This is a genomic window from Oerskovia paurometabola, from assembly GCF_016907365.1.
Taxonomy (GTDB): Bacteria; Actinomycetota; Actinomycetes; order Actinomycetales; family Cellulomonadaceae; genus Oerskovia; species Oerskovia paurometabola.
Genome location: NZ_JAFBBV010000001.1, coordinates 1,564,700 through 1,590,131 on the forward strand (window position 1 = coordinate 1,564,700; position 25,432 = coordinate 1,590,131).

The 25,432-nt window shown below is 72.8% G+C and carries 26 protein-coding genes and 3 tRNA genes; 16 read left to right on the top strand and 13 right to left on the bottom strand.

Annotation, left to right across the window (positions count from 1 at the left end):
• Positions 1 to 61 precede the first annotated feature (61 nt).
• The 6 genes from JOD48_RS06980 (at position 62) to JOD48_RS07005 (ending at position 5,708) form a co-directional block, all read left to right on the top strand.
• Positions 62 to 478, top strand: coding sequence for an urease subunit beta (locus JOD48_RS06980; RefSeq protein ID WP_191789310.1), 417 nt, complete (start codon positions 62 to 64; stop codon positions 476 to 478).
• Positions 478 to 2,202: an urease subunit alpha gene (gene ureC / locus JOD48_RS06985; RefSeq protein WP_191789309.1), complete on the top strand. Its 1,725-nt coding sequence runs from the start codon at positions 478 to 480 to the stop codon at positions 2,200 to 2,202. Before JOD48_RS06980 ends, ureC begins: the two co-directional genes overlap by 1 nt.
• An 8-nt stretch (positions 2,203 to 2,210) precedes the next feature.
• Complete coding sequence (locus JOD48_RS06990; protein ID WP_204808250.1) at positions 2,211 to 2,921, top strand: urease accessory protein UreF; 711 nt, start codon at positions 2,211 to 2,213, stop codon at positions 2,919 to 2,921.
• A gap of 66 nt (positions 2,922 to 2,987) precedes the next feature.
• The gene (gene ureG / locus JOD48_RS06995) at positions 2,988 to 3,623 is read left to right on the top strand and encodes an urease accessory protein UreG (protein ID WP_191789307.1); all 636 of its coding nucleotides are present in this window, start codon (positions 2,988 to 2,990) and stop codon (positions 3,621 to 3,623) included.
• A complete protein-coding gene (locus JOD48_RS07000) occupies positions 3,620 to 4,723 on the top strand; it encodes an urease accessory protein UreD (protein ID WP_204808252.1) in 1,104 nt (367 codons plus the stop codon). Before ureG ends, JOD48_RS07000 begins: the two co-directional genes overlap by 4 nt.
• 49 nt (positions 4,724 to 4,772) lie before the next feature.
• On the top strand, positions 4,773 to 5,708 hold the full coding sequence (locus JOD48_RS07005; RefSeq protein WP_204808254.1) for an urea transporter: 936 nt from the start codon (positions 4,773 to 4,775) through the stop codon (positions 5,706 to 5,708).
• A 134-nt stretch (positions 5,709 to 5,842) separates the two neighbouring features.
• On the opposite strand, the gene crcB is transcribed toward JOD48_RS07005, so the two are convergent.
• From crcB to JOD48_RS07030, 5 genes are all read right to left on the bottom strand, one after another.
• Complete coding sequence (crcB, locus tag JOD48_RS07010) at positions 5,843 to 6,220, bottom strand: fluoride efflux transporter CrcB (protein ID WP_204808256.1); 378 nt, start codon at positions 6,218 to 6,220, stop codon at positions 5,843 to 5,845.
• Positions 6,142 to 6,666 carry a fluoride efflux transporter FluC gene (locus JOD48_RS07015; RefSeq protein WP_204808258.1) on the bottom strand — a complete coding sequence of 175 codons (525 nt, stop codon included), beginning with the start codon at positions 6,664 to 6,666 and terminating at the stop codon, positions 6,142 to 6,144. Before JOD48_RS07015 ends, crcB begins: the two co-directional genes overlap by 79 nt.
• Positions 6,666 to 7,184 carry a universal stress protein gene (locus tag JOD48_RS07020; RefSeq protein WP_191789301.1) on the bottom strand — a complete coding sequence of 173 codons (519 nt, stop codon included), beginning with the start codon at positions 7,182 to 7,184 and terminating at the stop codon, positions 6,666 to 6,668. The genes JOD48_RS07015 and JOD48_RS07020 overlap by 1 nt, the downstream gene beginning before the upstream one ends.
• 71 nt (positions 7,185 to 7,255) lie before the next feature.
• Positions 7,256 to 8,263, bottom strand: a complete 1,008-nt coding sequence (locus JOD48_RS07025) for an aldo/keto reductase (protein ID WP_191789300.1) — start codon at positions 8,261 to 8,263, stop codon at positions 7,256 to 7,258.
• Positions 8,260 to 9,585 carry a heparan-alpha-glucosaminide N-acetyltransferase domain-containing protein gene (locus tag JOD48_RS07030; protein ID WP_307824018.1) on the bottom strand — a complete coding sequence of 442 codons (1,326 nt, stop codon included), beginning with the start codon at positions 9,583 to 9,585 and terminating at the stop codon, positions 8,260 to 8,262. The genes JOD48_RS07025 and JOD48_RS07030 overlap by 4 nt, the downstream gene beginning before the upstream one ends.
• Positions 9,586 to 9,822: 237 nt before the next feature.
• On the opposite strand from JOD48_RS07030, the gene JOD48_RS07035 reads away from it, so the two are divergent.
• On the top strand, positions 9,823 to 10,632 hold the full coding sequence (locus tag JOD48_RS07035; RefSeq protein ID WP_225226688.1) for a methyltransferase domain-containing protein: 810 nt from the start codon (positions 9,823 to 9,825) through the stop codon (positions 10,630 to 10,632).
• A 99-nt stretch (positions 10,633 to 10,731) separates the two neighbouring features.
• Entirely contained in the window at positions 10,732 to 11,514 is a 783-nt protein-coding gene (locus JOD48_RS07040; RefSeq protein ID WP_030150808.1) for a fumarylacetoacetate hydrolase family protein, read from the top strand.
• A gap of 11 nt (positions 11,515 to 11,525) precedes the next feature.
• Here the strand turns inward: JOD48_RS07040 and glsA are convergent, their stop codons facing one another.
• Together glsA and JOD48_RS07050 are read right to left on the bottom strand one after the other, a co-directional pair.
• Entirely contained in the window at positions 11,526 to 12,974 is a 1,449-nt protein-coding gene (gene glsA / locus JOD48_RS07045; RefSeq protein ID WP_204808263.1) for a glutaminase A, read from the bottom strand.
• A 66-nt stretch (positions 12,975 to 13,040) separates the two neighbouring features.
• Complete coding sequence (locus tag JOD48_RS07050; RefSeq protein WP_204808265.1) at positions 13,041 to 13,544, bottom strand: carboxymuconolactone decarboxylase family protein; 504 nt, start codon at positions 13,542 to 13,544, stop codon at positions 13,041 to 13,043.
• 74 nt (positions 13,545 to 13,618) lie between these two features.
• Between JOD48_RS07050 and pdxR the strand changes: the two genes are divergently transcribed.
• The 3 genes from pdxR to JOD48_RS07065 are packed head-to-tail and all read left to right on the top strand — an operon-like array spanning position 13,619 to position 17,365.
• Positions 13,619 to 15,052: a MocR-like pyridoxine biosynthesis transcription factor PdxR gene (gene pdxR, locus JOD48_RS07055; RefSeq protein WP_204808267.1), complete on the top strand. Its 1,434-nt coding sequence runs from the start codon at positions 13,619 to 13,621 to the stop codon at positions 15,050 to 15,052.
• A gap of 10 nt (positions 15,053 to 15,062) precedes the next feature.
• Entirely contained in the window at positions 15,063 to 16,562 is a 1,500-nt protein-coding gene (gene gltX / locus JOD48_RS07060) for a glutamate--tRNA ligase (RefSeq protein WP_191789294.1), read from the top strand.
• Complete coding sequence (locus JOD48_RS07065; RefSeq protein WP_307824019.1) at positions 16,559 to 17,365, top strand: HAD family hydrolase; 807 nt, start codon at positions 16,559 to 16,561, stop codon at positions 17,363 to 17,365. The genes gltX and JOD48_RS07065 overlap by 4 nt, the downstream gene beginning before the upstream one ends.
• A 75-nt stretch (positions 17,366 to 17,440) precedes the next feature.
• Here the strand turns inward: JOD48_RS07065 and JOD48_RS07070 are convergent, their stop codons facing one another.
• Entirely contained in the window at positions 17,441 to 18,448 is a 1,008-nt protein-coding gene (locus JOD48_RS07070; RefSeq protein ID WP_204808269.1) for a LysR family transcriptional regulator, read from the bottom strand.
• Between the two features lie 69 nt (positions 18,449 to 18,517).
• Between JOD48_RS07070 and JOD48_RS07075 the strand changes: the two genes are divergently transcribed.
• Positions 18,518 to 19,720: a YeiH family protein gene (locus JOD48_RS07075; protein ID WP_191789292.1), complete on the top strand. Its 1,203-nt coding sequence runs from the start codon at positions 18,518 to 18,520 to the stop codon at positions 19,718 to 19,720.
• Between the two features lie 45 nt (positions 19,721 to 19,765).
• Here JOD48_RS07075 and JOD48_RS07080 read toward each other — a convergent pair whose 3' ends face one another.
• Positions 19,766 to 20,422, bottom strand: a complete 657-nt coding sequence (locus JOD48_RS07080; protein WP_204808271.1) for a hypothetical protein — start codon at positions 20,420 to 20,422, stop codon at positions 19,766 to 19,768.
• Positions 20,419 to 21,228 carry a class I SAM-dependent methyltransferase gene (locus JOD48_RS07085; RefSeq protein WP_204808273.1) on the bottom strand — a complete coding sequence of 270 codons (810 nt, stop codon included), beginning with the start codon at positions 21,226 to 21,228 and terminating at the stop codon, positions 20,419 to 20,421. The genes JOD48_RS07080 and JOD48_RS07085 overlap by 4 nt, the downstream gene beginning before the upstream one ends.
• 286 nt (positions 21,229 to 21,514) lie before the next feature.
• Between JOD48_RS07085 and JOD48_RS07090 the strand changes: the two genes are divergently transcribed.
• The 4 genes from JOD48_RS07090 to JOD48_RS07105 all read left to right on the top strand — a co-directional run bounded on the left by JOD48_RS07090 (position 21,515) and on the right by JOD48_RS07105 (position 22,291).
• Positions 21,515 to 21,586: transfer RNA gene (locus JOD48_RS07090), tRNA-Gln, on the top strand.
• Between the two features lie 94 nt (positions 21,587 to 21,680).
• A tRNA-Glu gene (locus tag JOD48_RS07095) sits at positions 21,681 to 21,753 on the top strand.
• 78 nt (positions 21,754 to 21,831) lie between these two features.
• Positions 21,832 to 21,907: transfer RNA gene (locus JOD48_RS07100), tRNA-Glu, on the top strand.
• Positions 21,908 to 22,015: 108 nt separating this feature from the next.
• Positions 22,016 to 22,291, top strand: coding sequence for a hypothetical protein (locus tag JOD48_RS07105; protein WP_204808275.1), 276 nt, complete (start codon positions 22,016 to 22,018; stop codon positions 22,289 to 22,291).
• 5 nt (positions 22,292 to 22,296) lie between these two features.
• Here the strand turns inward: JOD48_RS07105 and JOD48_RS07110 are convergent, their stop codons facing one another.
• The 3 genes from JOD48_RS07110 to JOD48_RS07120 form a co-directional block, all read right to left on the bottom strand.
• Entirely contained in the window at positions 22,297 to 23,769 is a 1,473-nt protein-coding gene (locus JOD48_RS07110) for a beta/alpha barrel domain-containing protein (RefSeq protein WP_307824020.1), read from the bottom strand.
• Between the two features lie 211 nt (positions 23,770 to 23,980).
• Positions 23,981 to 25,093, bottom strand: a complete 1,113-nt coding sequence (locus tag JOD48_RS07115) for a PH domain-containing protein (RefSeq protein ID WP_204808277.1) — start codon at positions 25,091 to 25,093, stop codon at positions 23,981 to 23,983.
• 7 nt (positions 25,094 to 25,100) lie between these two features.
• Positions 25,101 to 25,268, bottom strand: coding sequence for a hypothetical protein (locus JOD48_RS07120; protein WP_191789288.1), 168 nt, complete (start codon positions 25,266 to 25,268; stop codon positions 25,101 to 25,103).
• Between the last annotated feature and the right edge of the window lie 164 nt (positions 25,269 to 25,432).

Consider the following 25,432-nt stretch of genomic DNA (forward strand, 5'->3'; position numbering starts at 1 on the left):
CAGACCGTCACCGATCCATCGAGAAGCACCACGACGCGAAGCAGCAGCGGAGGGAAGAACGATGCTAGGTAGCCCCAAGTACCACCACACCGATGAGGACATCGAGATCAACGCGGGCCGAGAGAAGGTGACGCTCAGGGTGAGCAACACCGGCGACCGCGCCGTGCAGATCGGGTCGCACTTCCACTTCTTCGAGGTGAACCGCGCGCTGCTCTTCGAGCGGGAGAAGGCGTACGGCATGCACCTGGACATCCCTGCCGGGACAGGGGTCCGCATCGAGCCTGGAGACTCCCGCGACGTCACGCTGACCGCCTTCTCCGGTTCGCGTCACCTCGTCGGCTTCAACAACCTGGTCGACGGCGGGCTCGACTCGCGTCAGACCCGGATCGACTCGCTCGCGCGCATGACCGAGGGACAGTTCAAGGACGGCAAGCCGACGGCGCGGACCACCGGAGCTGCGAAGAAGGGGAAGAAGTAATGGCCATCATCTCCCGCAAGCAGTACACGGACCTGTTCGGTCCGACCACCGGCGACAAGGTGCACCTCGCGGACTCGAACCTCGTGATCGAGATCGAGAAGGACTACAACGAGGGCCACTACGGCGACGAGGTCGTCTACGGCGGTGGGAAGACCGCCCGCGACGGCATGGCGGCCGACCCCGAGGCCACCAGCGCGCAGGGCGCACTCGACCTCGTGATCACCAACGCCATCATCCTGGACCCGATCCTCGGCGTCGTGAAGGGGGACATCGGCGTCAAGGACGGCAAGATCGCCGGCATCGGCAAGTCGGGCAACCCTCATCTGCAGAGCGGGGTCGACCCGCGTCTCGTGGTGGGTGCGACCACCGAGATCCTGGCGGGCGAGCACTGCATCGCCACCGCTGGGGCGTTCGACAGCCACGTGCACTACATCTCCCCGCAGCAGGCGCAGGCTGCCCTGTCGAACGGCATCACGACGCTCTTCGGTGGTGGGACCGGCCCGACCGACGCGACGAACGGTGTCACGACGACGCCGGGCGCGTGGCACCTGCACCGCATGATCCAGGCCGCGGAGGACATGCCCGTCAACATGGGCTTCCACGGCAAGGGCAACGGGTCGCTGCCCGCGCCGCTCGTGGAGCAGATCGAGGCCGGAGCCTCGTCGCTCAAGGTCCATGAGGACTTCGGGGCGACGCCCGCGGTGATCCGCAACGCACTGAGCGTGGCCGACGAGTTCGACGTCCAGGTCTCGATCCACACCGACAGCCTCAACGAGGCGGGGTTCGTCGAGGACACGCTCTCGGCGATCGACGGCCGCACGATCCACACGTACCACACGGAGGGGGCTGGAGGAGGGCACGCACCGGACATCATGAAGGCCGCCGGGTTCCCGAACATCCTGCCCTCCTCGACCAACCCGACCCTGCCGTACACGGTCAACTCCGTCGACGAGCTGCTCGACATGGTCATGGTGTGCCACCACCTCTCGCACGACATCCCCGAGGACGTCGCCTTCGCGGACTCCCGTGTCCGCGCCGAGACGATCTCCGCGGAGACCGTGCTCCACGACGAGGGCGTGCTGTCCATGTTCTCGTCCGACTCCCAGGCCATGGGCCGTATCGGCGAGTCGGTGACGCGGGCCTTCCAGACCGCGCACCACAACAAGGCCGTGCGCGGCCCGTTGCCCGAGGAGACCGGGGACAACGACAACTTCCGCGTGCTGCGCTACCTGGCGAAGGTGACGATCAACCCGGCGATCACGCAGGGCGTCTCCGACTACGTAGGCTCGCTCGAGCCCGGCAAGATGGCCGACATCGTGCTGTGGCCCGTCGACTCGTTCGCTGCGAAGCCCAAGGTCGTCGTCAAGGGCGGTCTCATCAACTGGGCCCTCATGGGTGACCCGAACGCGTCGCTGCCCACGCCCCAGCCCGTGTACTACCGGCCCATGTTCGGCGCCTTCGGACAGGCGCAGCAGGCGACCCGCATCACGTTCATGTCGCAGGCCGCGATCGACAAGGGCGTCCCGGAACAGCTCGGCCTCAAGAGCCAGGTCCTGCCGGTGCGCCGCTGTCGGGGCATCGGGAAGGAGCACATGGTCCGCAACGACCGCACGCCCGTCATCGACGTCGATCCCGAGACGTACAAGGTGACGTTCGACGGCAAGCCCGCGCACATCGAGCCGGCCGAGTCCCTGCCCATGACCCAGCTCTTCTTCCTCGCCTGAGGGTGGTCATGCGGGACACGACCAGCGGGAGGACCGACGTCGGGGCGCTCCTGGTGAGCCTCCAGCTCTCCGACTCCGCCTTCCCGAGCGGCTTCTACACGATGTCGCACGGGTTGGAGGGGTTCAGCCAGGCGCGCCTGGTCGACCGGGGCGACGTCGAGGGGCTGCTGACGGGTCTGCTGCGGCACTCGGTGGGTCCGGGCGACGCGACGGCGCTCGCCCGGGCCCACGACGCGGCGGTGGCCGCCGACTGGGACCAGGTCCAGGAGGTGGACCAGGTGCTGTTCGCCTCGAAGCTCAACGCCGAGATGCGCAAGGCCTCGGTGCGCAGCGGCCACCAGGTCACGGACCTCGCGCGCGAGGCGATCGGTGGCCCGGGGCTCGAGGAGTGGGGCAGGCGGATCACGGCCAAGGAGACCCCGGGGTGCCAGCCCGTCGCCACGGCCGTCGCGTACGCCACGACCGGCGTGGGTGTCGAGCAGGCGGTGGCGTCGGACCTGTTCGCGTTCGCGGTGAGCTTCGTGGGGGCGGCCCTGCGGCTGCGGCTCACGGACCACCGGCACGCGCAGGTGGTGCTCCACGCCGTCGGGCCCGTGATCGCCGACGTGACCGCCGACGCGGTGGCGCGGGACCTGTCCGACCTGGGCGGGTGCGTGCCGCTCGCCGACGTGATGTCGGCGCAGCACGAGCGGGCCGAGGCGCGACTGTTCGCGAGCTGAGGACAGCCGAGGACCCTGCACGAGACGTAGCCAGAAGAAGCACGACGAGAGAGACGAGGCAGTCGAATGAGCGAGAACGTCCTGAGGATCGGCATCGGCGGACCGGTGGGTTCGGGCAAGACCGCGCTCACGGAGGCGCTGGTGCCCAAGTTGTTCGCGGCCGGGCGCCAGCCGGCCGTCATCACGAACGACATCTACACGCAGGAGGACGCGCAGCACGTGCGACGCGAGCTCGCGGGCATCCTCGACCCCGAGCGGGTCGTGGGCGTCGAGACGGGCGCCTGCCCGCACACGGCGGTGCGCGACGACCCGACCATGAACCTCGCGGCGGGCGCGGAGATGCTCGAGAAGTTCCCCGAGGTCGACACGCTGATCTACGAGTCGGGCGGCGACAACCTGACGCTCACCTTCTCGCCGTCGCTCGCGGACGTGTTCATCTTCGTGCTCGACACCTCGGAGGGCGAGAAGATGCCGCGCAAACGAGGTCCGGGCATCACCGAGTCGGACATCCTGGTGATCAACAAGATCGACATCGCGCAGTACGTGCGGACGAACCTGGTGACCATGGAGGCGGACGCGCGCCGCGTGCGCGACGGCAAGCCCGTCGTGCTCACCAACTCGTTGACGGGCGAGGGGCTCGACGAGCTGTACGAGCAGATCTTCGTGCTCTGGAACGGCCGTCGAGACGCTCTCGTCGGATGAGCGCGGAGCTCGTGACCGACGTGCCCGACGCCGCGCCGCTGCGCGCGGTGCCGGGTGAGCCCGGGGGTGCGACCAGCGACGGCAGAGCGTCGAGCGCCGCTTCCACGACCGGGGCGGGTCGTCCGGGAGGCATCTCGTGGCGTGGCAGTGGGTCGGGCTACGGCGGCTACCGCCTGGAGCCCGCGCACTACGAGCCGGAGCGCGTCCCCCAGGAGGTGCTGCGCCACAGCAGCACGCCCGACACGCTGGCAGCGGGCAGCCCGGGCAAGGTCGGCCTCCTGGAGCTCGAGTTCGCCAGGAACGATCGCGGCACCGAGCTGGTCCACCACTACCAGAAGTCGCCGCTGCAGATCATGCGTCCGCTGTACTACGACCCGCTGCGGCCCGACATGCCCTACACGTACCTGATGTCGACGGGGGGCGGCATCCTGCAGGCGGACCGGCTCCGGACCGACCTGCTGTTCGGGCCCGGCAGCTCGGCCCACGTCACGACGTCGGCGCACAGCAAGGTCTACCGGATGGAGCACGACTACGCGGTGGCCCAGACGAACGTCGTCGTCGCTGAGGACGCCTACGTCGAGTACCTGCCCGAGCCCGTGATCCCGTTCGCCGACTCGCGGTTCTACCAGCGCACGTGCGTCACGCTGCACGAGTCGGGCACCCTCGTCGCAGGGGAGACGGTCTTCGCGGGTCGCCTGGCCCGCGACGAGAGGCACCGGTACGCGGTCTTCGCCTCGGACTTCGAGGTGCGCCGCCCGGACGGGCGGATCGTCGCGCTCGACCGCGTCCGCCTCGTCCCCGAGGACGGGCGGACCGGGGGGCTCGCGGTGCTGGGCGACCGGGACGTCCTGGCGATGCTCTACGTCCTCACCCCGCTCGTGCCCCCCACGCAGCTTGCCGACCTGCTGCACTCGGTGCTCGCCGAACGGTTCGAGGAGGACCTCTTCATCGGTGTCAGCGCCCTGCCGGGGGACGCCGGTGTCTGGGTGCGCATCGTGGGCGACGACACGGGCGCCGTCGCGTGCGCCAACACGGTGGCCTGGCGTGCGGTGCACCAGGTCCTCACGGGGATCGAAGCACCGCTGATCCGGAAGAGCTGAGGCTCGACCCCACCCGTCGGACCGATCCAGGAACAGCAAGGGAGATGACATGACAGCGACGAACGCCTCGGCGGCCGCGCCCTCGAGTGCCACGGCGGTGACAGGTGCCTCGCTCGCTCACGGCCTGTCCCAGATCTTCTTCCAGAAGAACGTCTGGACCGGTCTGCTGATCCTGGCCGCCTTCGTGGTCGCGGACTGGCGCATGGCCCTGCTCGTGGTCGTGGGCACCGTCGCGTCGACCGCCGCGGGCTACCTCATGAGGGTCGGTGCGGACAACGTCGAGATGGGCATGCAGGGATTCTGCGGCGCCCTGGTCGGTGCCGCGGTCTACGCGGCGATGGGCGGCGACCAGGCCTGGTCGTACGTGGTCGCGCTGGTCGGTGGCCTCCTGTGCGCACCGGTGACGTGGTTCTTCGTGTGGTTGTTCGGCACCGAGCCGCTCAAGCGTTTCGCGCTGCCCGCGACGACGGCCCCGTTCTGCACGGTCGCCGGGATCATGTACGTCACGACCACGAGCCTGCACGTGTCCTCGGCAGGCACGCACGTGGCCGACGACACCACGACGGCCTTCTTCCGCTCCCTGCTGACCAACGTGTCGGAGGTCGTCCTGGTCAACAGCGTGTGGGCCGGCGCGCTGATCCTGCTGGGCCTGTTCGTCGCGTCGTGGAAGGTAGGCCTGGCGGCCGTCATGGGCAGCGTGGTCGGGAGCCTGTGCGCGCTCGCGTTCGGCGAGAACCTCCAGAACACGGCCAACGGCCTCAACGGCTACTCCGGGGTCCTGACGGCGATCGCGCTCGCGGTCGTGTTCCTGCGCAGCACGACCGCGTCGTGGGTGTACGCGCTCGTCGGCACGATCGCGACCGCCGCCGTGACGATCCTCATGCACGACCTCACGAGCGGCCCCGTCTACACCTGGCCGTACATCCTCACGACGTGGGTCTTCCTGATCATCGCGACCTTCGTCCCGGCGCTCAAGCGTCCCTGAGCGTCGTTCCTGCCACGGCCCGCACAGCCCGACGGCGGCGCTCCCGAGGAGGGGAGCGCCGCCGTCGGGCGTGGTCCGGGGCAGGGCCGACGGCGGCGCCCGCCCGGGGGAGCCCGGCCCACCCGGGGCCGGGGTCAGAGCGAGGCGCCCCAGCGGTAGCCCACGTAGGCCAGCGCGACGCACACCACGAGGATGCCGATCGAGTAGGCGAACGCCGTCCCGTAGCGCTTCTGCCGGACGAGCTGGACGGCCTCGTAGCTCGCGGTGCTGAACGTCGTGTAGCCCCCGAGGAAGCCCGTCCCGATCACGGCGCTGACGTCGGTCGAGGCGATCTTGCTGACGACCAGGCCGGTCAGGACGCCCAGGACGAGCGAGCCCGACATGTTGATGATCGCGGTGGGCCAGGGGAAGGCCGTCTTGACCTTCGAGCGGATCAGTCCGTCGACCACGAAGCGCGTGCCCGCGCCCAGGCCGCCTGCGATCGCGAGGAGGAGGAAGATACCGAGGGCCATCGCGGTGCCCCCTCGCTCGTCGGCTGCTTCTGCGCGTTCACCTTGGTCGCCACCACGATGCCCGCGAACGTCGCGACCGCACCGACGAGCACGGTCGCCAGGACGTAGACGAGGGCGAGGTCGGCGCGGTCCTTGACGAGCAGGACGGCCGTGTCGGTGGCCAGCGAGCTGTAGGTCGTGAAGCCGCCGCAGAAGCCGGTACCGAGGAGCAGCTTGAGCCGGGGGCCACGCGGGTCGCCCGGCAGGCGGCGGGCCACGGCCTCGTAGAGGTAGCCCAGCAGGAACGCCCCGACGATGTTGACGATCGGGATCGCGATCGGCATCTGGTCGATGTCAGGGACCGCGAGCGAGACGCCCTCGCGCCCCGCGGCGCCGAACGCTCCGCCGATCATGACGAGACCGATGGAGGCCCAGCGCAGGTAGCTGGGCCTGGCCGCGGCGGCCATCAGCGCGTCACCCAGGGCAGCGGCGACTCGACGCCGGGGGCCCGTGCAGGGACGACGACCACGGGGCGGTTCTGCCGGTGCGCGAGGTGGACCGCGATCGAGCGGTTGAAGAACTCCTGGACACCGCCGCCGAACCCGCGCTCGTGCGTCCCGACCACGATCATCGCGGCGTCGACCGTCTCGGCGAGGTGGCCCAGGGCGTCGGCCGTGTCCCCGACCAGGAGCCGCGTGCTCCACCGCACCCCGCTCGGGTCGAGCACCGCCGCGAGCCGGGCCGCGAGCGCGGGGTCGAACTCGTCCTCGCGCTCGTCGTGGTAGTCCGGGTCGATCGGGGCCGACGTCACCGCCCCGGCAGAGTCCTCCGCGACCGCGAAGCGGCCCGCGTTCACGTGCGCGCAGATCAGCTCGGCGCCGAACTGTGCTGCGAAGCGGGCCGCGTCGTGGACGACGTGGTCGGGCTGCCCGGGGGACACGCCCAGGACGACGGGTTGCGGGTCGAGCCCTCTGTTCTCTCCCATACGTCGAGCGTAGGACGCAACCAGAGGCTGCGCCCGGCGGTCCGGGTCAGGCCAGGTCCAGGGCAGTCAGGTCAGAACGGGGCGACCTTGCGTGCCGGCGGGAAGATCTCGTCCAGGGCCGCGAGGTCCTCGGTGGTCGGCACCCAGGCCCCGGCCGCGGCGTTCTGGCGGATCTGCTCGGGCCTCGTGGCGCCCGCGATGACGCTCGACACCTGCGGCTGGGCGAGCAGCCACCCGAACGCGACCTCGACCTCGGTCACCCCGCGCTCGCGCGCGAACGTGTGGAGCGCCGTCAGCGCGTGCCAGGGCGCGGACTCGAGGAGGTGCGGCTTGGAGTGGACCAGGCGACCGTCGTCGGGGCCCTTCCCGTCCGCGTACTTGCCCGTGAGCAGGCCGTTCGCGAGCGGGAAGAAGGGCAGCACGCCCAGCCCGTAGGCCTTCGCCGCGGGCAGGACCTCGAGCTCGGCCTCGCGGTCGATCAGGTTGTACTGGTTCTGCGCCGACACGAAGCGGACGGTGCCGCTCAGACGCGCCTGGTACTCGGCGTCGGCGATCTGCCAGCCCGCACGGTTCGAGTGACCCACGTAGCGGACCTTGCCCGCGCGGACCAGGTCGTCGAGCGCGGACAGCGTCTCCTCGACCGGGGTGCGCCTGTCCGGGGTGTGGAACTGGTAGAGGTCGATCCAGTCGGTCCCGAGGCGACGCAGCGACGCCTCGACCGCCTTGACGACGTAGCGGCGCGAGCCGCGGGCACGGAAGTCCTCGCCGTTCGCGCCGTGCAGGGGCATGCCGAACTTCGTGGCGACCACGACGTCGTCGCGGCGCGAGCCCAGCGCCTTGCCGAGCAGCTCCTCGCTCAGGCCGGGCCGGGCGCCGTACACGTCCGCGACGTCGAAGAACGTGATGCCGGCGTCGAGCGCGGCGTCGATCAGCGCGCGGGTCCCGTCGAGGGACTCGGTCGCGGTGCGCGGGCGCCCCAGGTTGTTGCAGCCCAGGCCGATCGCGGACACCGCGAGGCCGGACGAACCCAGGCGACGGACCTCGGGGCGGACGGGGGCGGAGGGTGAAGAAGTCGTCATGCGCCCGACTGTACGTCCCCGCCCGGGGTGGGCTGCGCCGTCGGGGCGGCGTCTCGCCTGGTGGGCGACGGGTCGTCCGGAGGTGCGGCGGACGGCGTGATCGACGCCGCACGACCCGCGACCCAGCCCACGAACCGTTCGAGCGGACCGCGTCCGAACGACCACCGCCACACCGTCGCGAACACCAGGCTCGCCACGACGAGCAGCAGCACCTCCCCGTTGCCCGTGCCCGTCATGAGCGGGTCCTCCCAGGCCCAGATCGCGACGATCTGCAGGCAGTAGACCGTCAGCGCCATGGACCCCACGGCCGCGAGCGGGGCCAGCACCCGCAGGACGGGGCGCCGAGCGCCCAGCAGCAGGCACAGCCCCAGGACCGCGAGCGCGAACCCGCCCGAGCCCAGCACCTCGAGCGTCGTGTCGGTGTGCGGCCCGGCGAGCCACAGGTAGTCCGACGTCGGCAGCGGAGCCGTCCACGGCAACGGCTCGAGCTGGTAGAGGCCCGACGCGTCCATGGCCCGCTCCTGGATCAGCGCGGCCCGACCGGACCCGGCGAGGACCTGGGTCAGCGTCGTGCCCGTGAACAGCGCGGAGAGCAGGTACGCGCCCAGGGCCAGCCCCGCGCCGAGCCCGAGGAGACGGCGCTGGAGACGCTGCGACGTCAGGTCGAGCCGCCCCACCCCGAGCCCCACGAGCACGTACGCCATCCACACGAGCGCCGGGTAGTGCCCCGTGAGCAGGAAGTCCGTGAGCGCCCCCGAACCGTCGAAGGGGATCGAGAGCTCGGCCCGCAGCAGGACCTCGGGCAACCAGTGCACCAGGACCGGCCCCACGACCGCGATCACGAGCGCCAGCCCGAACAGCCGCCGCGGCGCCCACCGCAGGAACGGCAGCGCGAGCACGAAGTACGCCGCGTAGAAGCCGAGGATCAGGGCCACGGGCGTGCCGAGCAGGTCCAGCAGACCCGCGAGCGCGAGCAGCAGCACGGCCCGCACCAGGATGCGCGTGCGCGCCTGGAGAGCCGGGACGCCCGTCAGGGGAGTGCGGCGCCCCGAGACGAGCGCGAGCGAGACCCCCGCGATCGCCGCGAACAGGATCGAGGACCGCCCATGCACGAGGGAGAGCCAGCCGTCCCCCGTCGAGAAGTCGTCCGACGTCACGCCGACGTGCGCGGCGAACATGCCCAGGATCGCGAGCCCCCGGGCCAGGTCGACGCCGGGCACACGGCCGCCCGCGGGCAGCAGCAGCGCGGCGTGCCGTCGCCAGAACCCACCCGACGACGTCGCAGGGGCAGGGCGGGCAGGGGCGGCCGGGGCGGTGGTCACGCAGCGATTGTCCCGGGTGCACGCGCACCCCGGCCGCACGGCGCGCGCGCCGAGACGAACCGCACCCCGACCCTTCCCCGCCCATGATGTGAGAACGGGGCTGTGGGAAGGGTGGAAGCGTTCTACCGTGCAAGCATGACCCACACCCCCACGCCGGACCAGGACGTCACCGCCGACGCCACGCCCGACGCCCATGCGCCCGACGCCCCCACCGGGGCCCTGGGCAGCACGCCCAGCATGGAGTCCGAGTCGTACACCCACGGCCACCACGAGTCCGTCCTCCGCTCGCACCGGTGGCGCACCGCGGAGAACTCCGCAGGCTTCCTCCTGCCGCACCTCCGCAGCGACCACCAGGTCCTCGACGTCGGCTGCGGGCCCGCGACCCTCACGGTCGACCTGGCCCGCCACGTGCCCGGGGGCACAGTGATCGGGGTCGACGCCTCGGCCGCCGTGCTCGAGAGCGCGCGCGAGCTCGCCGCAGGCTCGGGCCTGAGCAACGTCTCGTTCCAGCAGGCCAACGCCTACGAGCTGCCCTTCGCCGACGACACGTTCGACGTCGTGTTCGCGCACCAGCTCCTCCAGCACCTGTCCGACCCCCTCGCCGCGCTGCGCGAGATGAAGCGCGTCGCCAAGCCCGGCGGCATCGTCGCCGTGCGCGACGCCGACTACGCCGCCATGACCTGGTACCCCGAGTCCGCTGGCCTCGCCGAGTGGAACGAGCTCTACCACGAGGTCACGCACGCCTACGGCTACCAGGCCGACGCCGGCCGACGCCTCCTCGCCTGGGTCCAGGAAGCAGGCTTCGACCCCGCCCAGATCGTGCCCTCGGCCGGGGTCTGGTGCTACTCGACCCCCGCCGACCGCGCCTGGTGGGGCGGGCTCTGGGCCGAGCGCTGCATCGCGTCCAACTTCGCCGTCCAGGCCAAGGAGTCGGCGCTCGCGGACGACGTCGCGCTCGAACAGCTCGCGCAGGAGTGGCTGCGCTGGGCCGAGGAGCCCGCCGGATGGTTCGCCGTCCTCAACGGCGAGGTGCTCGCCCGGGCCTAGCGCCGCCGTCGGGCTGAAGGTGAGCCCGGCGCTGCTCGAGACGAGGCCGCGGCCCCCTGCCCAGGGGGCCGCGGCCTCGCGCGTCGGTAGGCTGGTCCCGTGCGCATCGCCAGATTCACCACCGGAGAAGACCCCCGCTACGCCCTCGTGCAGGAGGAGGCGGGCAAGACCTATCTCGCCGTCCTCAACGGCGACCCCCTCTACATGCCCGTCCTGCCGACGGGCGAGCGGATCGAGCTCGGGGACGGCGTCCGCCTCCTCGCACCCGTGATCCCGCGTTCCAAGGTCGTCGCGGTCGGCCGCAACTACGCGGCCCACGCCGCGGAGATGGGCAACGACGTCCCGACGACGCCGCTCATCTTCTTCAAGCCCAACACCTCGGTCGTGGGCCCGGACGACCCCATCGTGCTGCCCGACTTCACCGAGGAGGTCAGCTACGAGGCCGAGCTCGCGGTCGTGATCGGGCGCATCGCCAAGGACGTGCGTCCCGAGGACGCGGCGTCCTACATCCTCGGGTACACCGTGGCCAACGACGTGACCGCCCGTGACGCCCAGCGCACCGACGGCCAGTGGGCCCGCGCCAAGGGCTTCGACTCCGCGTGCCCGCTGGGCCCGTGGATCGACACCGACCTCGACGTCGACGACCTCGCCGTGACCTCGCGCGTCAACGGCGAGACCCGCCAGGACGGGCGCACGCGCGACATGATCTTCGACGTCCCGTACCTGGTGTCGTACATCTCCGAGGCGTTCACGCTGCTGCCCGGCGACGTCATCCTCACGGGCACGCCCGCGGGCGTGGGGCGCATCGACGCGGGCGACCGCGTCGAGTGCGAGGTCGAGGGTCTGGGCGTCTTGGCGAACCCGGTCGTCCGCCGGGGCTGACGCCGCCCGGGTCAGCCGCGTTGGGCCGCCTCCAGCAGGCGGTCCTCGCACCAGCGCTGCGCGTTCTCGAACGTCGTGAACTCGTGGTCGACGCCCGCGATCAGTCGACGCTCGAACGGGTCGACCACGACCACGTGCACCCCCTGACCCCGCAGGCGTGACACCAGGCCGCGCAGGAGCTGGGCCCCGAGCGTCACCACGCGCGACGTGCGGTGCAGGTCGAGGATCAGCCACCGCTCACCGCTCGGCAGCGGCGTGGGAAGGTCGTCGACCGAGCGCAGGATCGTCTCCGCGGCCGCGAACTCGACCGTGCCCTGCACCGCGCGCACCGAGATCGCCGCGCCCAGCTCCCGCAGCCGCAGGAGCTGGGCGGGCGTCCGGTGCGCGAGGTGGCGCAGGCGGTCGGCGCGCGTCGAGCGGTAGAGCGTGGGCACATCGCGGTCGGGGCGGTGCATGAGGTGCAGGTCGAACTGTCGCGAGATCTCCTGCGCGGCCGCGACCGAGCGCACGCTGTTGCCGCGCGCGTCGAGCGGCGGGCTGAACAGGCCCAGGCCGAACTGGCCCACGCCCACCGAGACCAGGCCGCCCGAGACGCCGCTCTTCGCGGGCAGCCCCGCACGCAGGAGCCATTCGCCCGCGTAGTCGTACATGCCGCTCGTCGCCATGACCGCGAGCACCCACTCGGTCACGACCTCGTCGACCACGCGCTCGCCCGTGACGGGGTTGACGCCGCCGTTCGCGAGCGTCGCCGACATGCGCGCGAGGTCACGGGCCGTGACGAGGACCGAGCACTGGCGGAAGTACGTGTCGAGCGTGCCCTCGACGTCGGCGGTCAGGGCCCCCGTGCTGTGCATGAGGTGGGCGATCGCACGGTTGCGGTCCCCGGTCTCCGACTCGCTCACGTAGACCCGGCCGTCGACCTCGAGCGGGCGCCCCGCGAACGCGCCGAGCAGGTGCAGGATGCGCGCGAACCGTTCCTCCTCGGAGTCCCCGCGCACGAGCGACGTCGTGACGATCGCGCCCGCGTTGACCATGGGGTTCGGTGGCCGCCCCGTGACGGGGTCGAGGCGGATCGAGCTGAAGCCCTCGCCGCTGGGCTCGGCGCCGACGCTCGCCAGCACCTCGGCGAGCCCCCGGTCCATGAGCGCCAGAGCGAACACGAACGGCTTCGACAAGGACTGGATGGTGAACGGGACGTCGGCGTCGCCCGCGGTGTAGATGCTGCCCGTGACGCCCGCGAGCGCGACGCCGAACAACGAGCGGTCGGCCGTCGCGAGCTCGGGGATGTAGGTCGCGACCGTGCCCTCGTCGAGGTCGCGGAACGCCGCGTGCACCGCGGCGAGGGCGTCCGCGATGAGCTCGCTCGCACCGGTGCGGCCGGTGCTGGCCGTACCGACAGGGGGGCCCGGGAGGTTCGGGTCACCGGGGGCCGTGGTCGGGGGCTGCGAGAAACCTGCCATGTACGTGATTGTGCCCGCGCGGTGCGCCCGGTGCCCGGCGAGCCTCGGCTCCGGCAGGCGGGCCGGTCAGTCCAGCGGCCAGGGGTGGGCGGTGGCCCCGACCACGTTCCACGCGTTGATCGCCGCGACGACCCAGAGGAGCTCGGCGAGCTCGGTCGGGGAGAAGTGCGCGGCGGCCTCCTCGACGACCTCGGCGGGCACCGGGCCCAGCGCGCAGCGCGTGGCAGCCTCGGCCAGCGCGAGCGCTGCGCGCTCGCGGGGCGTGAAGAACGGGGTCTCCCGCCACACGGACAGGCTCAGGACGCGCCGGGTGTCCTCGCCTTCGGCGAGGGCGTCGGCGCTGTGCGTGTCGACGCAGTAGGCGCAGCCGTTGACCTGCGAGACGCGTGCGCTGACCAGGTCGAGCAGGGAGGCCTCGATCGAGGACCGCCGGGTCGCGGCGGCGAAGGAGGCCATCGCGCGGCTCATGGCGGGAGCGAGGTCGTCGACCGCGACCCGGACGGCGACGGTCTGGGCGGGGGGCTCGGTGGTGGGGGCGGTCGTGGTGGGTGCGGCGGCTGGAGTCGTCATGCGATCGACGCTACGGACTGGTCGGACCACCGGTAAGGTCCAGTCGCATGACCCCTGACTGGTCCACTTCTGGGGTGGACCTGCATCTGGAGACCGGTGCCGGTGCCGGCCGCCGCGCCAGGCTCGAGGGTGCCCTCCGGGAAGCCATCCGTGCGGGACGCCTCGTGGCGGGCACGCGGCTGCCGTCGACGCGCGCCCTGGCGACGGACCTCGGGCTGGCTCGCGGCACGGTCACCGCGACGTACGACCAGCTCGTCGCGGAGGGGTACCTGGAGGCGCGTCCCGGCTCGGGCACCCTGGTCGCGGCCACCGGCGCCGCAGTCGCGGTCCCCGGCCGGGAGCCGGCGTCCCGTCCTGGCCCCACGCTGCGGCTCGTGCCGGGCAGCCCCGACGTCACGACCTTCCCCGTCGCGGCCTGGTCCCGGGCGTCGCGCGCGGCGCTCGCGGCGGCACCGGTCGCGGCGTTCGGCTACGGCGACCCGCGCGGGCTCCTGGAGCTGCGCACCGCCCTCGCCGAGCACCTCGCCCGCACCCGAGGCGTCCTCGCCGACCCGGCACGCATCGTCGTCACGAGCGGGTACGCCCAGGCGCTCGCGCTCGTCGCGCAGGTCCTGCACGCCGCGGGGGCGCGCCGGGTCGCGATGGAGGACCCGGGCCTCGGGTTCCACCGCGAGATCGTCCGCCGGACGGGGCTCGACGTCGTCCCCCTCCCGGTCGACCGGGACGGGGCTCGCACCGACCTGCTGGGAGGCGCGGGGCTCGCTGACGTGAGCGCCGTCGTCGTGACCCCGGCGCACCAGTACCCGACCGGAGCGACGCTCGCGCCCGGCCGCCGGCGCGCCCTGCTCGACTGGGCGCGCGCGAACGGCGCGCTCGTGGTCGAGGACGACTACGACGGCGAGTTCCGCTACGACCGGCAGCCGGTCGGCGCCGTGCAGGGGATCGGGCCCGACGAGGTGGTGTACGTGGGCAGCGTGTCCAAGACGATCGGTCCGGGCGTGCGCCTGGGGTGGATGGTCCTGCCCGAGCGCTGGCTGGACCCCGTCGTGGCGGCCAAGACGTACGCGGACCACCGGACCGGGACCGTCGACCAGCTCGCGCTGGCGCACCTGGTCGCGTCCCACGGATACGACCGGCACGTCCGGGCGGTGCGGGCCAGGTACCGCCGTCGCCGGGACCTGCTGGTCGACCGGCTCTCCGCTGCCGTGGCGCGCGGCGCCGTCGAGGTCACGGGCATCTCCGCCGGGCTGCACGCGCTGGTCGGGTTGCGCGGAGCGGAGGCGGACGAGGCCGCGGTGATCCGGCGCGCGGCCGCCCTCGGCCTGGAGGTCACGGGGCTCGGCGAGCACCGGCACGTACCGGCGGAGGGGGAGCCCGGGATCGTCGTCGGGTTCGGTACGCCCAGCGAGGCCGAGTACCCCCGGGCTCTCGCCGCACTGAGCCGTGCCCTGTCCGACACGGGTGCCGCCGGGAAACCGCGCACGGCCCGCCCGACCGAGCGGCGATAGGCTGTGGGACGTGATCCCTGCACCTGGTTCCTCGCCCGTCCGCGTCCGCTTCTGCCCCTCGCCCACGGGGACGCCGCACGTCGGCCTCATCCGCACGGCCCTGTTCAACTGGGCCTACGCCCGGCACGTGGGCGGGACGTTCGTCTTCCGCATCGAGGACACGGACGCCGCGCGCGACTCCGAGGAGAGCTACCAGCAGCTCCTCGAGGCGCTGCGCTGGCTCGGCATGGACTGGGACGAGGGCGTCGAGGTCGGTGGCCCGCACGAGCCCTACCGTCAGTCGCAGCGCGGTGACATCTACCAGGACGTCATCCGCCGGCTCGTCGAGGGCGGGTACGCGTACGAGTCGTTCTCGACGCCCGAGGAGATCGAGGCACGCAACGTCGCGGCCGGTCGTCCCAAGGCCATGGGCTACGACGGGTTCGACCGCACCCTGACGGACGAGCAGAAGGCCGCGTTCCGCGCCGAGGGCCGCGAGCCCGTGCTGCGCATGCGCATGCCCGACACCGACGTGTCGTTCACGGACCTGGTGCGCGGCGAGATCTCGTTCGGCGCGGGCTCGGTCCCGGACTACGTGATCGTGCGCGGCAACGGCCAGCCCCTGTACACGCTCGTCAACCCGGTCGACGACGCGCTCATGGGCATCACGCACGTGCTGCGCGGCGAGGACCTGCTGTCCTCGACGCCGCGCCAGGTCGTGCTGTACCGCGCGCTGCTCGAGCTGGGCGTCGCGCAGGTCATGCCCGAGTTCGGTCACCTGCCGTACGTCATGGGCGAGGGCAACAAGAAGCTCTCCAAGCGCGACCCCGAGTCCAACCTGTTCCTGCACAAGGAGCGGGGCTTCACGCCCGAGGGCCTGCTGAACTACCTCGCGCTGCTGGGCTGGAGCATCTCCGCGGACAACGACATCTTCACGGTCGAGGAGATGGTCGCGGCGTTCGACGTCGCCGACGTCAACCCGAACCCGGCCCGCTTCGACCTGAAGAAGGCCGAGGCGATCAACGCGACGCACCTGCGCATGCTGGCTCCGGAGGACTTCCGCGACCGCCTGGTCCCGTACCTGCACCAGGGCGGGTTCGTCCCGGCGGACTCGTTCGCGGACCTGTCGGCCGAGCACCAGGCGCTCGTCACGGCGGGTGCCCCGCTCGTGCAGGAGCGCATGGTCCTGCTCGGCGAGGCCAAGGGCATGCTGGGCTTCCTGTTCGTGGCCGACGACGCCGTGCCCGTCGAGGACGAGGCGCGCGCCGCGCTGCGCGAGGAGGCCCCGGCCGTGCTCGACGCCGCGATCCGCGTGCTCGACGCCCTGGACGACTTCTCGACCGACCCGGTCCAGGAGGCCCTCAAGGCCGTCCTGGTCGAGGAGATGGGTATCAAGCCGCGCTTCGCGTTCACGCCGCTTCGCGTGGCCGTGACGGGCCGTCGCGTGTCGCCGCCGCTGTTCGAGTCGATGGAGATCCTCGGCAAGGAGTCGACCCTCGCGCGCCTGCGTGCGCTGCGCGCGTCGCTGTGAGCACCCCTGAGCCCTTCCTGCCCGACGGCGCGGCTCACCCCGGCGGGGGAGCGGCGCCCGGCGGTGCCGTCGACGGGGTGCTGTTCGACGTCGACGACACGCTCGTCGACACGCGCGGCGCGTTCTCGCTCGCGATCGACGCGGTGTGCGCGGTGTACCTGCCGCACCTGCCGGTCGAGCGGTACGGCGAGGTCCTGGCGCTGTGGCGCAGCGACCCGCACGGCTGGTACCGGGCGTACACGCGCGGCGAGCTGACGTTCGACGGGCAGCGCATGCTGCGCGCGAACGAGCTCCAGGAGACGTTCGGCGGTGCGGTCCTCGCCGAGGACGGCTACGCGGGCTGGAGGTCGGTCTTCTGGGGCACGTTCGAGGAGGGCTGGCGCGCGCACGACGACGCCGCTCCGGTCCTCAAGCGGCTCGCTGCCGCGGGGGTACGGGTGGGCGCCCTGTCGAACGCGGCCGTCGCGCTCCAGACGGACAAGCTGTCCCGTTCGGGGCTGTCCGAGGTGCCCATGCTCGTGGGCGTCGACACCCTGGGCTTCGGCAAGCCGGACCCGCGGGTCTTCGTCGAGGCGTGCGCGCGCCTGGGCACCGACCCGGCCCGTACGGTCTACGTGGGCGACGAGCTCGACGTCGACGCCCGGGCCGCGGCCGCGGCAGGGTTGACGGGCGTGTGGATCGACCGGCCGGGGACCCGGCGCGGCGGTCCGGCGGAGGAGGACCCCGAGGCGGCGCGCGCGGCCGGGGTGCACGTCGTGGCGAGCCTCGACGAGGTCGGGGACCTGGTGCTCGACGGTCGCTGACCGCTCGGTGGTCGGTGAGGTAGAACGTGCCGCATCGAGGTAGTGCGCGGCGCGTCCTACCTCGCGCAGTCCGTTCTACCTCGCGGTCGCGACGGCCGCGATGCGCCGTGCCGCGGCGGGCAGGTCCGTGCCGTCCTTCCACACCATGCGCAGTCGCCGGGACAGGTCCAGGCCGGGGACGTCGACCTGCACGAGCGACCCTCGTGCGAGGTCGTCCGCCACGGTGAGCCGGGACAGCACCGCGACGGCCCCGCCGTACTGCACGGCGGTCTTGAGCGACGCGGTCGACCCCAGGTAGGGCAGGTGCTCGGGCAACCGGGCGCCTGCCGCCACCAGCGACTTCTCGAGCGTCTCGCGCGTGCCCGACCCGCGTTCGCGGACCACGAGGCCGCCGCCCAGGAGCTCGTCGACGGTCGCGGTGCGCCGCCTGCGGGACGCCCACAGGTGCGCGGGGGCGACGACGACGAGCAGCTCGTCGCGGGCGAGGGTGCGGCTGCGCAGCCCCCGCCGCATGGTCGAGCTCTCGATGAACCCCAGGTCCGCCTCGTCCGCGAGCACGAGGTCCATGACGGTGCGCGAGTTGCGCACGAGCAGCTCGACGTCGGGGGGCGGCGTCCTGGTACCGACCCCGCCGGGGTTGCCTGGCGCGCCCGGTCGCCCCAGCGGGGCCGACGGGGCCGACGCCGCGAGCGTCGCGAGCCACCGGGGCGCGAGGTACTCGGCGATCGTGAGGCTGGCCGCGATCCGGATGCGGGCCGAGGGGGCCTCGCGCAGCGCCGCGGCCGAGGTCTCGAACCGGTCCGAGGCCTCGATGACCTCCCGGGCCCAGGTCGCGGTCGCGCGCCCCGTCTCGGTCAGGCGGGCCCCGCGGGTCGAGCGGGTCACGAGCTCGAGGTCCAGGTGCGTCTCGAGCCGCCGCATCCCCGCCGAGGCGCTGGGCTGCGACACCCCCAGCGCTCGTGCGGCCGCGCTGATGGACCCGTGCCGGTCGGTCGCGACGAGCAGCTCGAGCAGGGCCAGCGAGGTGCGTTCACGGCGCGGGGTCGGGGTGCTCGTGGAAGCGAGCCGGTCGGCCTCAGTCATAGCCTCATCCTATGGCTAGGTCGGGAAGTGGGCCTTCTGGCGCGGGGACGGCCGCGGCATGGTGGAAACATGACCCCCACCAACGACCTCGCAGCCCCCACCCCGGGCGCGACGCGCGCCCCCGACCGACCCGGACCGGGCGCCCCTCCCACGCCGTGGATCCGGCGCGCCGCCCCCGGGCTCGCCTTCTGTGCCGTCGCGACCGTCGTCGCCTACCTGCTCGCGCAGGTGATCCCGCTCTCGCCGCTCGTGCTCTCCCTCCTGGTGGGTGCCGTCGTCGGCTCGCTGCTCGGGAGCCTGCGGCGCGCGGGCGGGGCGAGCGACGCCGTCGGGCAGGGGACGAGTGCCGCACGGTGGGCCACGGCGCTCACCTCCCGCACCCAGGAGGGCGCGCGGTGGACCGCGACGCGCGTCCTGCGCGCCGGAGTCGTGCTGCTGGGGCTCCAGCTCTCGCTTCCGGAGGTCCTCGCGCTCGGGTGGCGTGGGCTCGCGGTCGTCGGGATCACGGTCGCCGTGACGTTCAGCGCGACGCTCGCGCTCGGACGGGCCCTGCGCGTGCCGCGCGTGACCTCGCTGCTCGTCGCGACCGGGTTCTCGATCTGCGGTGCCGCCGCCATCTCCGCGATGCAGGGAGTCGTCGGGAGCGGCGACGACGAGGAGTCGCGCCGCGAGGCCGACGACGCCGTGGCGACCGCGCTCGCCCTCGTGACGATCTTCGGGTCGCTCGCGATCTTCGTGCTGCCGTGGCTCGCCGGGCTGCTGGGGCTCGCCGACGACCGCGCCGGGCTGTGGGTCGGCGCGAGCGTCCAGGAGGTCGCGCAGGTCGTGACCGCGGGTGGCGCCGTCTCGGCCGCCGCGCTCGCGACCGCGACCGTGAGCAAGCTGGCCCGCGTCGTGCTCCTCGCCCCGCTCGTGGCCGGGGCCGGGGTGCTGAAGGCTCGACGCGAGCGCGTGGCGCGGCCCGCGGACGTCGAGGTCGCCGCCGGGGCCTCGGTGGCCCCGGGGACCCGTCGGACCCCGCCCGTGCCGCTGTTCGTCGTGGGCTTCCTCGTGGCCGTGCTGGTGCGCAGCACCGGGCTGCTGCCCGCATCCGTCGTCGAGGTGACGACCATGGTCACCACGCTGCTGTTCACCGCCGCGATGTTCGCGATGGGCCTCGGCGTCGACGCCGCGCACCTGGTCCGTACGGGGCGGCGCGCGCTCGTGCTCGGCACCGCGTCGGCCGCGGTCGTGACCGGGACCTCGCTCGTCGCGGTGCTGCTCCTGACGTGACCGTGCTCGTGGGCCCGCCGACGAGCGGGCTCACGAGCCGTGCGGCTACCGGACGCTCGCGTCCCAGCGCCACCGGGTCCGTCGCGGCAGCCCGGGCAGGTCGCTGCGGCCCGTCGCCCACACGAGGGCGTCGTCCGGGGGAAGGTCGAGCGCGACCGACGGCAGGTCGGGGAAGAGCCGGGCGAGCACCCGGGCGCTCAGGCCCTGGGGCAGCGTCGGAGACGTGCCCGTGAGCCCCTGGAAGACGTCCCGGCCGTGGACGAGGATCTCCACGACGCCCATGGCCGCGAACCCCTCGGGGTCCGAGAGCCCGTACGGGTGATAGGCGCGGGCCGTGGGCGGGCGGACCGAGACCTGGGCGGCGAGCAGCTCGCCCCCCGCGACGATCACCTCGGCCAGGCCCGCCGGGCCTGCCTCGCGCTTGACGTGCGCGATCTCGTCCTCGCCCTTGGGGCCCGCCAGCGGCAGGTAGTCGAGCAGCGGGAGACCCGCGACCTGGAGCGCGTAGGCCAGCAGGTCGTCGACGACGTGCTCGGCGGTCGCCCAGCACGACCACCGCACCGGGCCCGCCTGCGCGTCGAAGGCCGCGTCGGGGTGCCCGGCGACGCCGTCGGCGAGCCAACGGGAGGCCGTCCGGACGTCGTCGGGCGTGACGGGGCCCGGTGCCAGCGTGGTCGCGACGTCCTCCGGCTGGGCGCTCATGCGTCGACCGCGTCGAGGTCGGTGCCGCGGACGCGGTCCGCGCGCCAGCACTCGGCGCGGTACGGGAGGTCGATCTCGGAGCGGCCGGCGAGGGCCGGGTGCGTGGCCACGAGCCGGTCGACGGCGTCGAGAAGCTCGTCACGCACGGCCGGGGGCAGGGTCAGGAGGTGGCTACGCGTGGACGCGAGCGTACGGAGCGACGTGGCCGGCAGGCGGTCCTCCCACGAGAACGTCGCGTGCTCGAGCGGCGTGAAGGCCCCGTCGGCCCCGTCGACGACAGGGGTCCTGTGGACCGGCTCGAGCGAGTCGCCCTGATGGATGATCTCGGTGAAGCTCTCGACCCAGTCGACCCTGTGGTCCCGGACGTTCCACACGACACCCAGGCGTCCTCCGGGGCGCAGGACGCGTGCGATCTCCGGGACTGCCGTCTCGACGTCGAACCAGTGCCACGCCTGCCCGACGAGGACCGCGTCGACGCTCCCGTCCTCGAGCGGGATGCGCTCGGCGGTGCCGGGCAGGACGTGGGCCCCCGGCACGGCGTCCTGGAGCTCTGCACGCATGCCCGCGGAGGGCTCGACGGCGGTCACGTGGAGCCCGCGCGCCACGAGCCGCTCGGTGAGCTTGCCGGTGCCCGCTGCGAGGTCGAGCACGTGTCGTGCACCCGCGGGGAGCATCCAGTCGATCGCCGCGTCCGGGTAGGACGGCCGGACGGCGCGGTACTCGCCCGCTCCGGCGCCGAACGAGGAGGCGCGTTCGGCGTGCGAGGCGCGCAGGGTGTCGGGGGGCGAGGCGTCGTCGGTGCTCATCTCTCCGACGGTGCCACGTGCGGGCAGCGAGGTCCACACCTGGTGCGCGCCGTGTTCCTGGTCGGCGTGCGGTCACACCGTCGGGACGTCGGGACGTCGGGTGGGGCTCTGGCGGGGCCGGGTGGGGTCGGGCGGGCGCGGACCGGTCGAGGGGGCGTCGAGGGCGGTGTGAGGCGGGCGTCGGAGGCGATTTGGCCGGGCCGGAACTGTCCGGTAATGTTTTCTCTCGGTGAGGCGCTCACCCGCGGCCCGGGAACGGGACGAGGGCGCGGCGCTGATACCTCCTTGGGGTATGGTGTAATTGGCAACACAACGGTTTCTGGTACCGTCATTCTAGGTTCGAGTCCTGGTACCCCAGCGCAGAGCATGCAGCGCATCGAGTCGGTCAAACCGATACGAAACGTGCAGTAGAGTTCTCAACGGCACGGCGCCCCTCGGGGTGACGAGCTTAGGCCCCCATCGTCTAGCGGCCTAGGACGCCGCCCTCTCACGGCGGTAACACGGGTTCAAATCCCGTTGGGGGTACGTACGAGGCCTGGCCATCGTCAGATGACCGGGCCTCGATGACGCTCTCTCGCTCTTCGGGGTGGGTGAGCGGTCCTGGCCCCCATCGTCTAGCGGCCTAGGACGCCGCCCTCTCACGGCGGTAACACGGGTTCAAATCCCGTTGGGGGTACCAACGCAGAGCTCGATCATCGGAAGATGATCGAGCTCTCGTCGTCTCCGGGGGAGTATCCGGTCAGCGACCCGTCCGACGAGCGGCGGACGAAGATGCTAGTTTCCTGCGATGCTCATCGACGAGACGTGCAGGGTCTGCGGCTGGTCCGACCCGGCCGACCCCGAGGATTACTGGCACGGGGGAGTCCCTCTCTACGCCATCTGCGACTGCTGCGGATCCGAGAGCGGCGTGGAGGACGTCTCCTGGCGCACCGCCCTGCGCGCCCGCAAGGCCTGGGTCGACGCGGGCGCACGCTGGTTCGCCCCCGAAGCACGCCCGGCGGACTGGGACCTCGTGGCGCAGCTCCAGCGCGTCAGGTCCCGCCGTCACCCGGACGTGGGCTGAGCCCCTCAGGCTTTCTCCGTGGCGGTCGTCGTCCCCTCGTCGAGGAGCCAGTCGAGCACGTCGCCGGCCGACCACGCGCCGTCGTGCCTCGCCGCGAGCCGTGCGGCCCCGGCGACATCCGCCCCGAGCGTGACGAGCGGCAGCTCGACGTACCCGTCCGCGCGCGTCTGACCGAGCCCGACGTCGGCCGCGAGCGAGTTGCACAGGCAGAGTCGACCCTGCGTGTCGGCCTCCTGCCCGCCCTTGCGCTCGAACATGTGGGCGGGTTCCGCCGGGCAGCGATAGGTGACCTTGCCGTCGTCCTTCTCGACCGGCGTGCGGAGATAGCCCAGGTCGCACAGCCGAGGCCGCGCCGCCGCGACGCCCACGTCCGCGAGGGTGCCCGGAAGCTGGGCGACCTTGAACGGGAAGCCCGTCGGTGAGGTGAGCGCCTCGGTATGGACGTCGAGGGTCCCGGCGCGCAGCCGCGCCAGGACGTCCTCGCGCAGGGTGGGATCGAGCCCCGAGTCGGTCGAGAGCGCGAAGAGCGTGCCCACCTGCACGCCGGTCGCCCCGGCCTCGCGCGCGGCAGCCAGGGACTCGGGGGTGCCCTGCGCCCCCGCGAGCCAGAACGGCAGGCCGATCGCGGCGACCTTCGACAGGTCGGCCTCGTCGCGCGGGCCGAACACCGGCTGCCCGGCGTCGTCGAGCGTCAGGCGCCCGCGGGGAGGGGCGTTGTGGCCGCCCGCGGGCGGTCCTTCGACCACGAAGCCGTCGGGCCGCGTGCGGTCCTCGCGCACCAGGTGCTCGGCCAGGGCGTGCGCGGAGACGACGGCAAGGAACGTCGGCCGCGCGACGGGTGGCAGCGACTCGCCGAGGAGCGTGTCGGGGTCGAGATCGACCGTGTGGTGGCTGCCGCCCACCACCGTGACGGGGAACTGGACCGCCTCGTGCACCGCGAGCCGGTCCAGCAGGTGCGGGATGTCGCGCGGGATACCCGCCCCGGTCACGACGTAGTCGGCCCCGGCGAGCATCGACCCGTACGCGGCCGCGGGCGCAGCCATCTGGATCTTCTCGAGGAAGTTGATGCCCACCCGCCCCTCGTGGCCCTCCTTGGCGAGCCACACCTCGACGAAGCTGCCCAGGATCATGAGCTCCTGCGCGAGACGGGTCTGGCGCAGGGCGAGCCGCGGGACGGGAGCGTAGGGCTGGCCCTCGCCGCGCCCCTCGGGGCAGAAGTAGCGCGAGAGCACCCGGTGGGCGAAGCGGGGCACCGGGAAGGCGTCGAGCGCCCTGCGGACCGCGCCGTCGCGGTCGCCGTTCTGCAGCCTGCGCGCCAGCACCAGGTCCAGCGCGGTGCCGGAGACCAGGCCGAGCTGCCCGGTGCGGGCGACGGCCGAGGCGAGACGCCAGGACGAGACCGCCATCCCCATCCCGCCCTGGATGACACGAGGGAGAGGCGGGAACGACGAGGAGACGGGCAGGGACAGCGTGGTCACAGGTGGACCCTTCTCAGGCCTGGTGCGGGTGGTTACTGCACCGTAGGTTGGCGAGCGCGTCCGCGACAGGGTCGAAGGGCCCGAAGATCACGGGGGCGTGGGACGGTTCCCGCGGCGTGGGGCCCACCCGGGTGCGGCTGGGCCGAGCAGGGTGCGCCAGGGCCGAGCAGGGTGCGGCCGGGCGCGGCCCGCAGGTCGGCCGGGCGGCGTGTCAGCCCGGCGGCGGCGGGACGGGCGGACCTGCCGTCGACGAGCCCGCGGGGTCCTCGGGGCGCGACCACGGGTCCGTGGACTGCCACCCGGTCTGCGGGTCCCACGGCGTGACGGGCACGAACCGGCCACGGTCGTCGTGGGAGACCTCCCAGGCCGGACCGTCGGACTCGCCCTCGGTCCCGTCGTCGAGACCGTTGTCGGTCCCACCCGGCCGCTCGCTGGCCTGCTCCTGGGGCCCGCCCGGCCCCGGAGGCCGGTCCGTGGACGTGGACGTGGAGGACGCGGGCGGCGGAGCCATGACCGGCCGGTCCGCCCCCGCCAGCCGGGGCGAGCTGCCGCGAGGCGCGACGAACAGGTGTCCCTGCCCGCCCGCCTGCACCGAGCGCACGGCGATGGGCTGCGTCGCGGCGGCCGACAGGTCGCCCTCCGGCCCGTCGGCCGTCGGTGCCCAGGCCAACCGGCCGGGGACGGGCGTGGGTACCTGTGGTGCCACGAACTGGGCCTGGGCGGCGGGTGGGGGAGCCGCGCCACCCAGGGGTGCGCCGCCCTGCGGCTGCTGACCCCACGGCCCGCCGCGCCCGCCTGGGATGAAGATCGTGTCGCACAGCCTGCGGTACGTGACGTCCGGGTTGGCGACCCAGTTGATCCGGCTCATGGCCTGGTCCTGCCCGGCCGACTCGAGGATGAACTGGCCGTAGCCGAGGATCCGCCCGAGGATCGAGCGGCTGTAGCTCATGTCGGTGACCTTGCCGAGGGGCATCATCGCGACCTTGTGGGTCACGAGCCCGAACATCAGGAGCATGCGCTTGTCGGTCGCGACGAACCACTCGTTGCGCCAGTCGAGCACCTTCCACAGCAGGCGGAGCGCGACCAGCACCCACGCCCACCAGAGCAGCAGCGAGCCCTCGCCCACGGCCGGAGCCAGGACGCTGACGAGCCAGGCCGCGAGCAGGAAGGCGGCGAACGTCGTGGCGACGGGCTCGGCGAGCTTGCCCCAGTGGGCACGCGTGGCCAGGACCACGCGCTCGCCGGGCAGGATGTAGCGCCGCAGGTGGCGCGCGCTCAGGCGCGGCGCGGTCTCGTACGCCTGCGAGGGGAGGTCCTGCGCCACCGTGCGCCTACTTCATGAGTGACTGGACGAACTGCCCGAAGCTCTTGAAGGCGCCCAGGATGACGTCCCAGATCGCCTGGACGATGTCCGCTGCGCGGTCGGGGCTCTGGACGACCGCGTACAGCAGGAAGACGATGACGACCCACATCAGGATGGTCTTGGCCTTGCCGGGCATCGTGTGGTCCTCACGTCGTCGATCGGGGCGGTTCTCGGCTCTGCCCGCCATGGTGGAGCGAACAGGCGGAGCGCCGTCGGAGGCGCGCCGCGGCCGAGTCTAGCGTTTCGCCCGAATCGGTCGTGGGTCCCGTGTCCGGACATGGCGGGTCGGGCGCGGCGTCC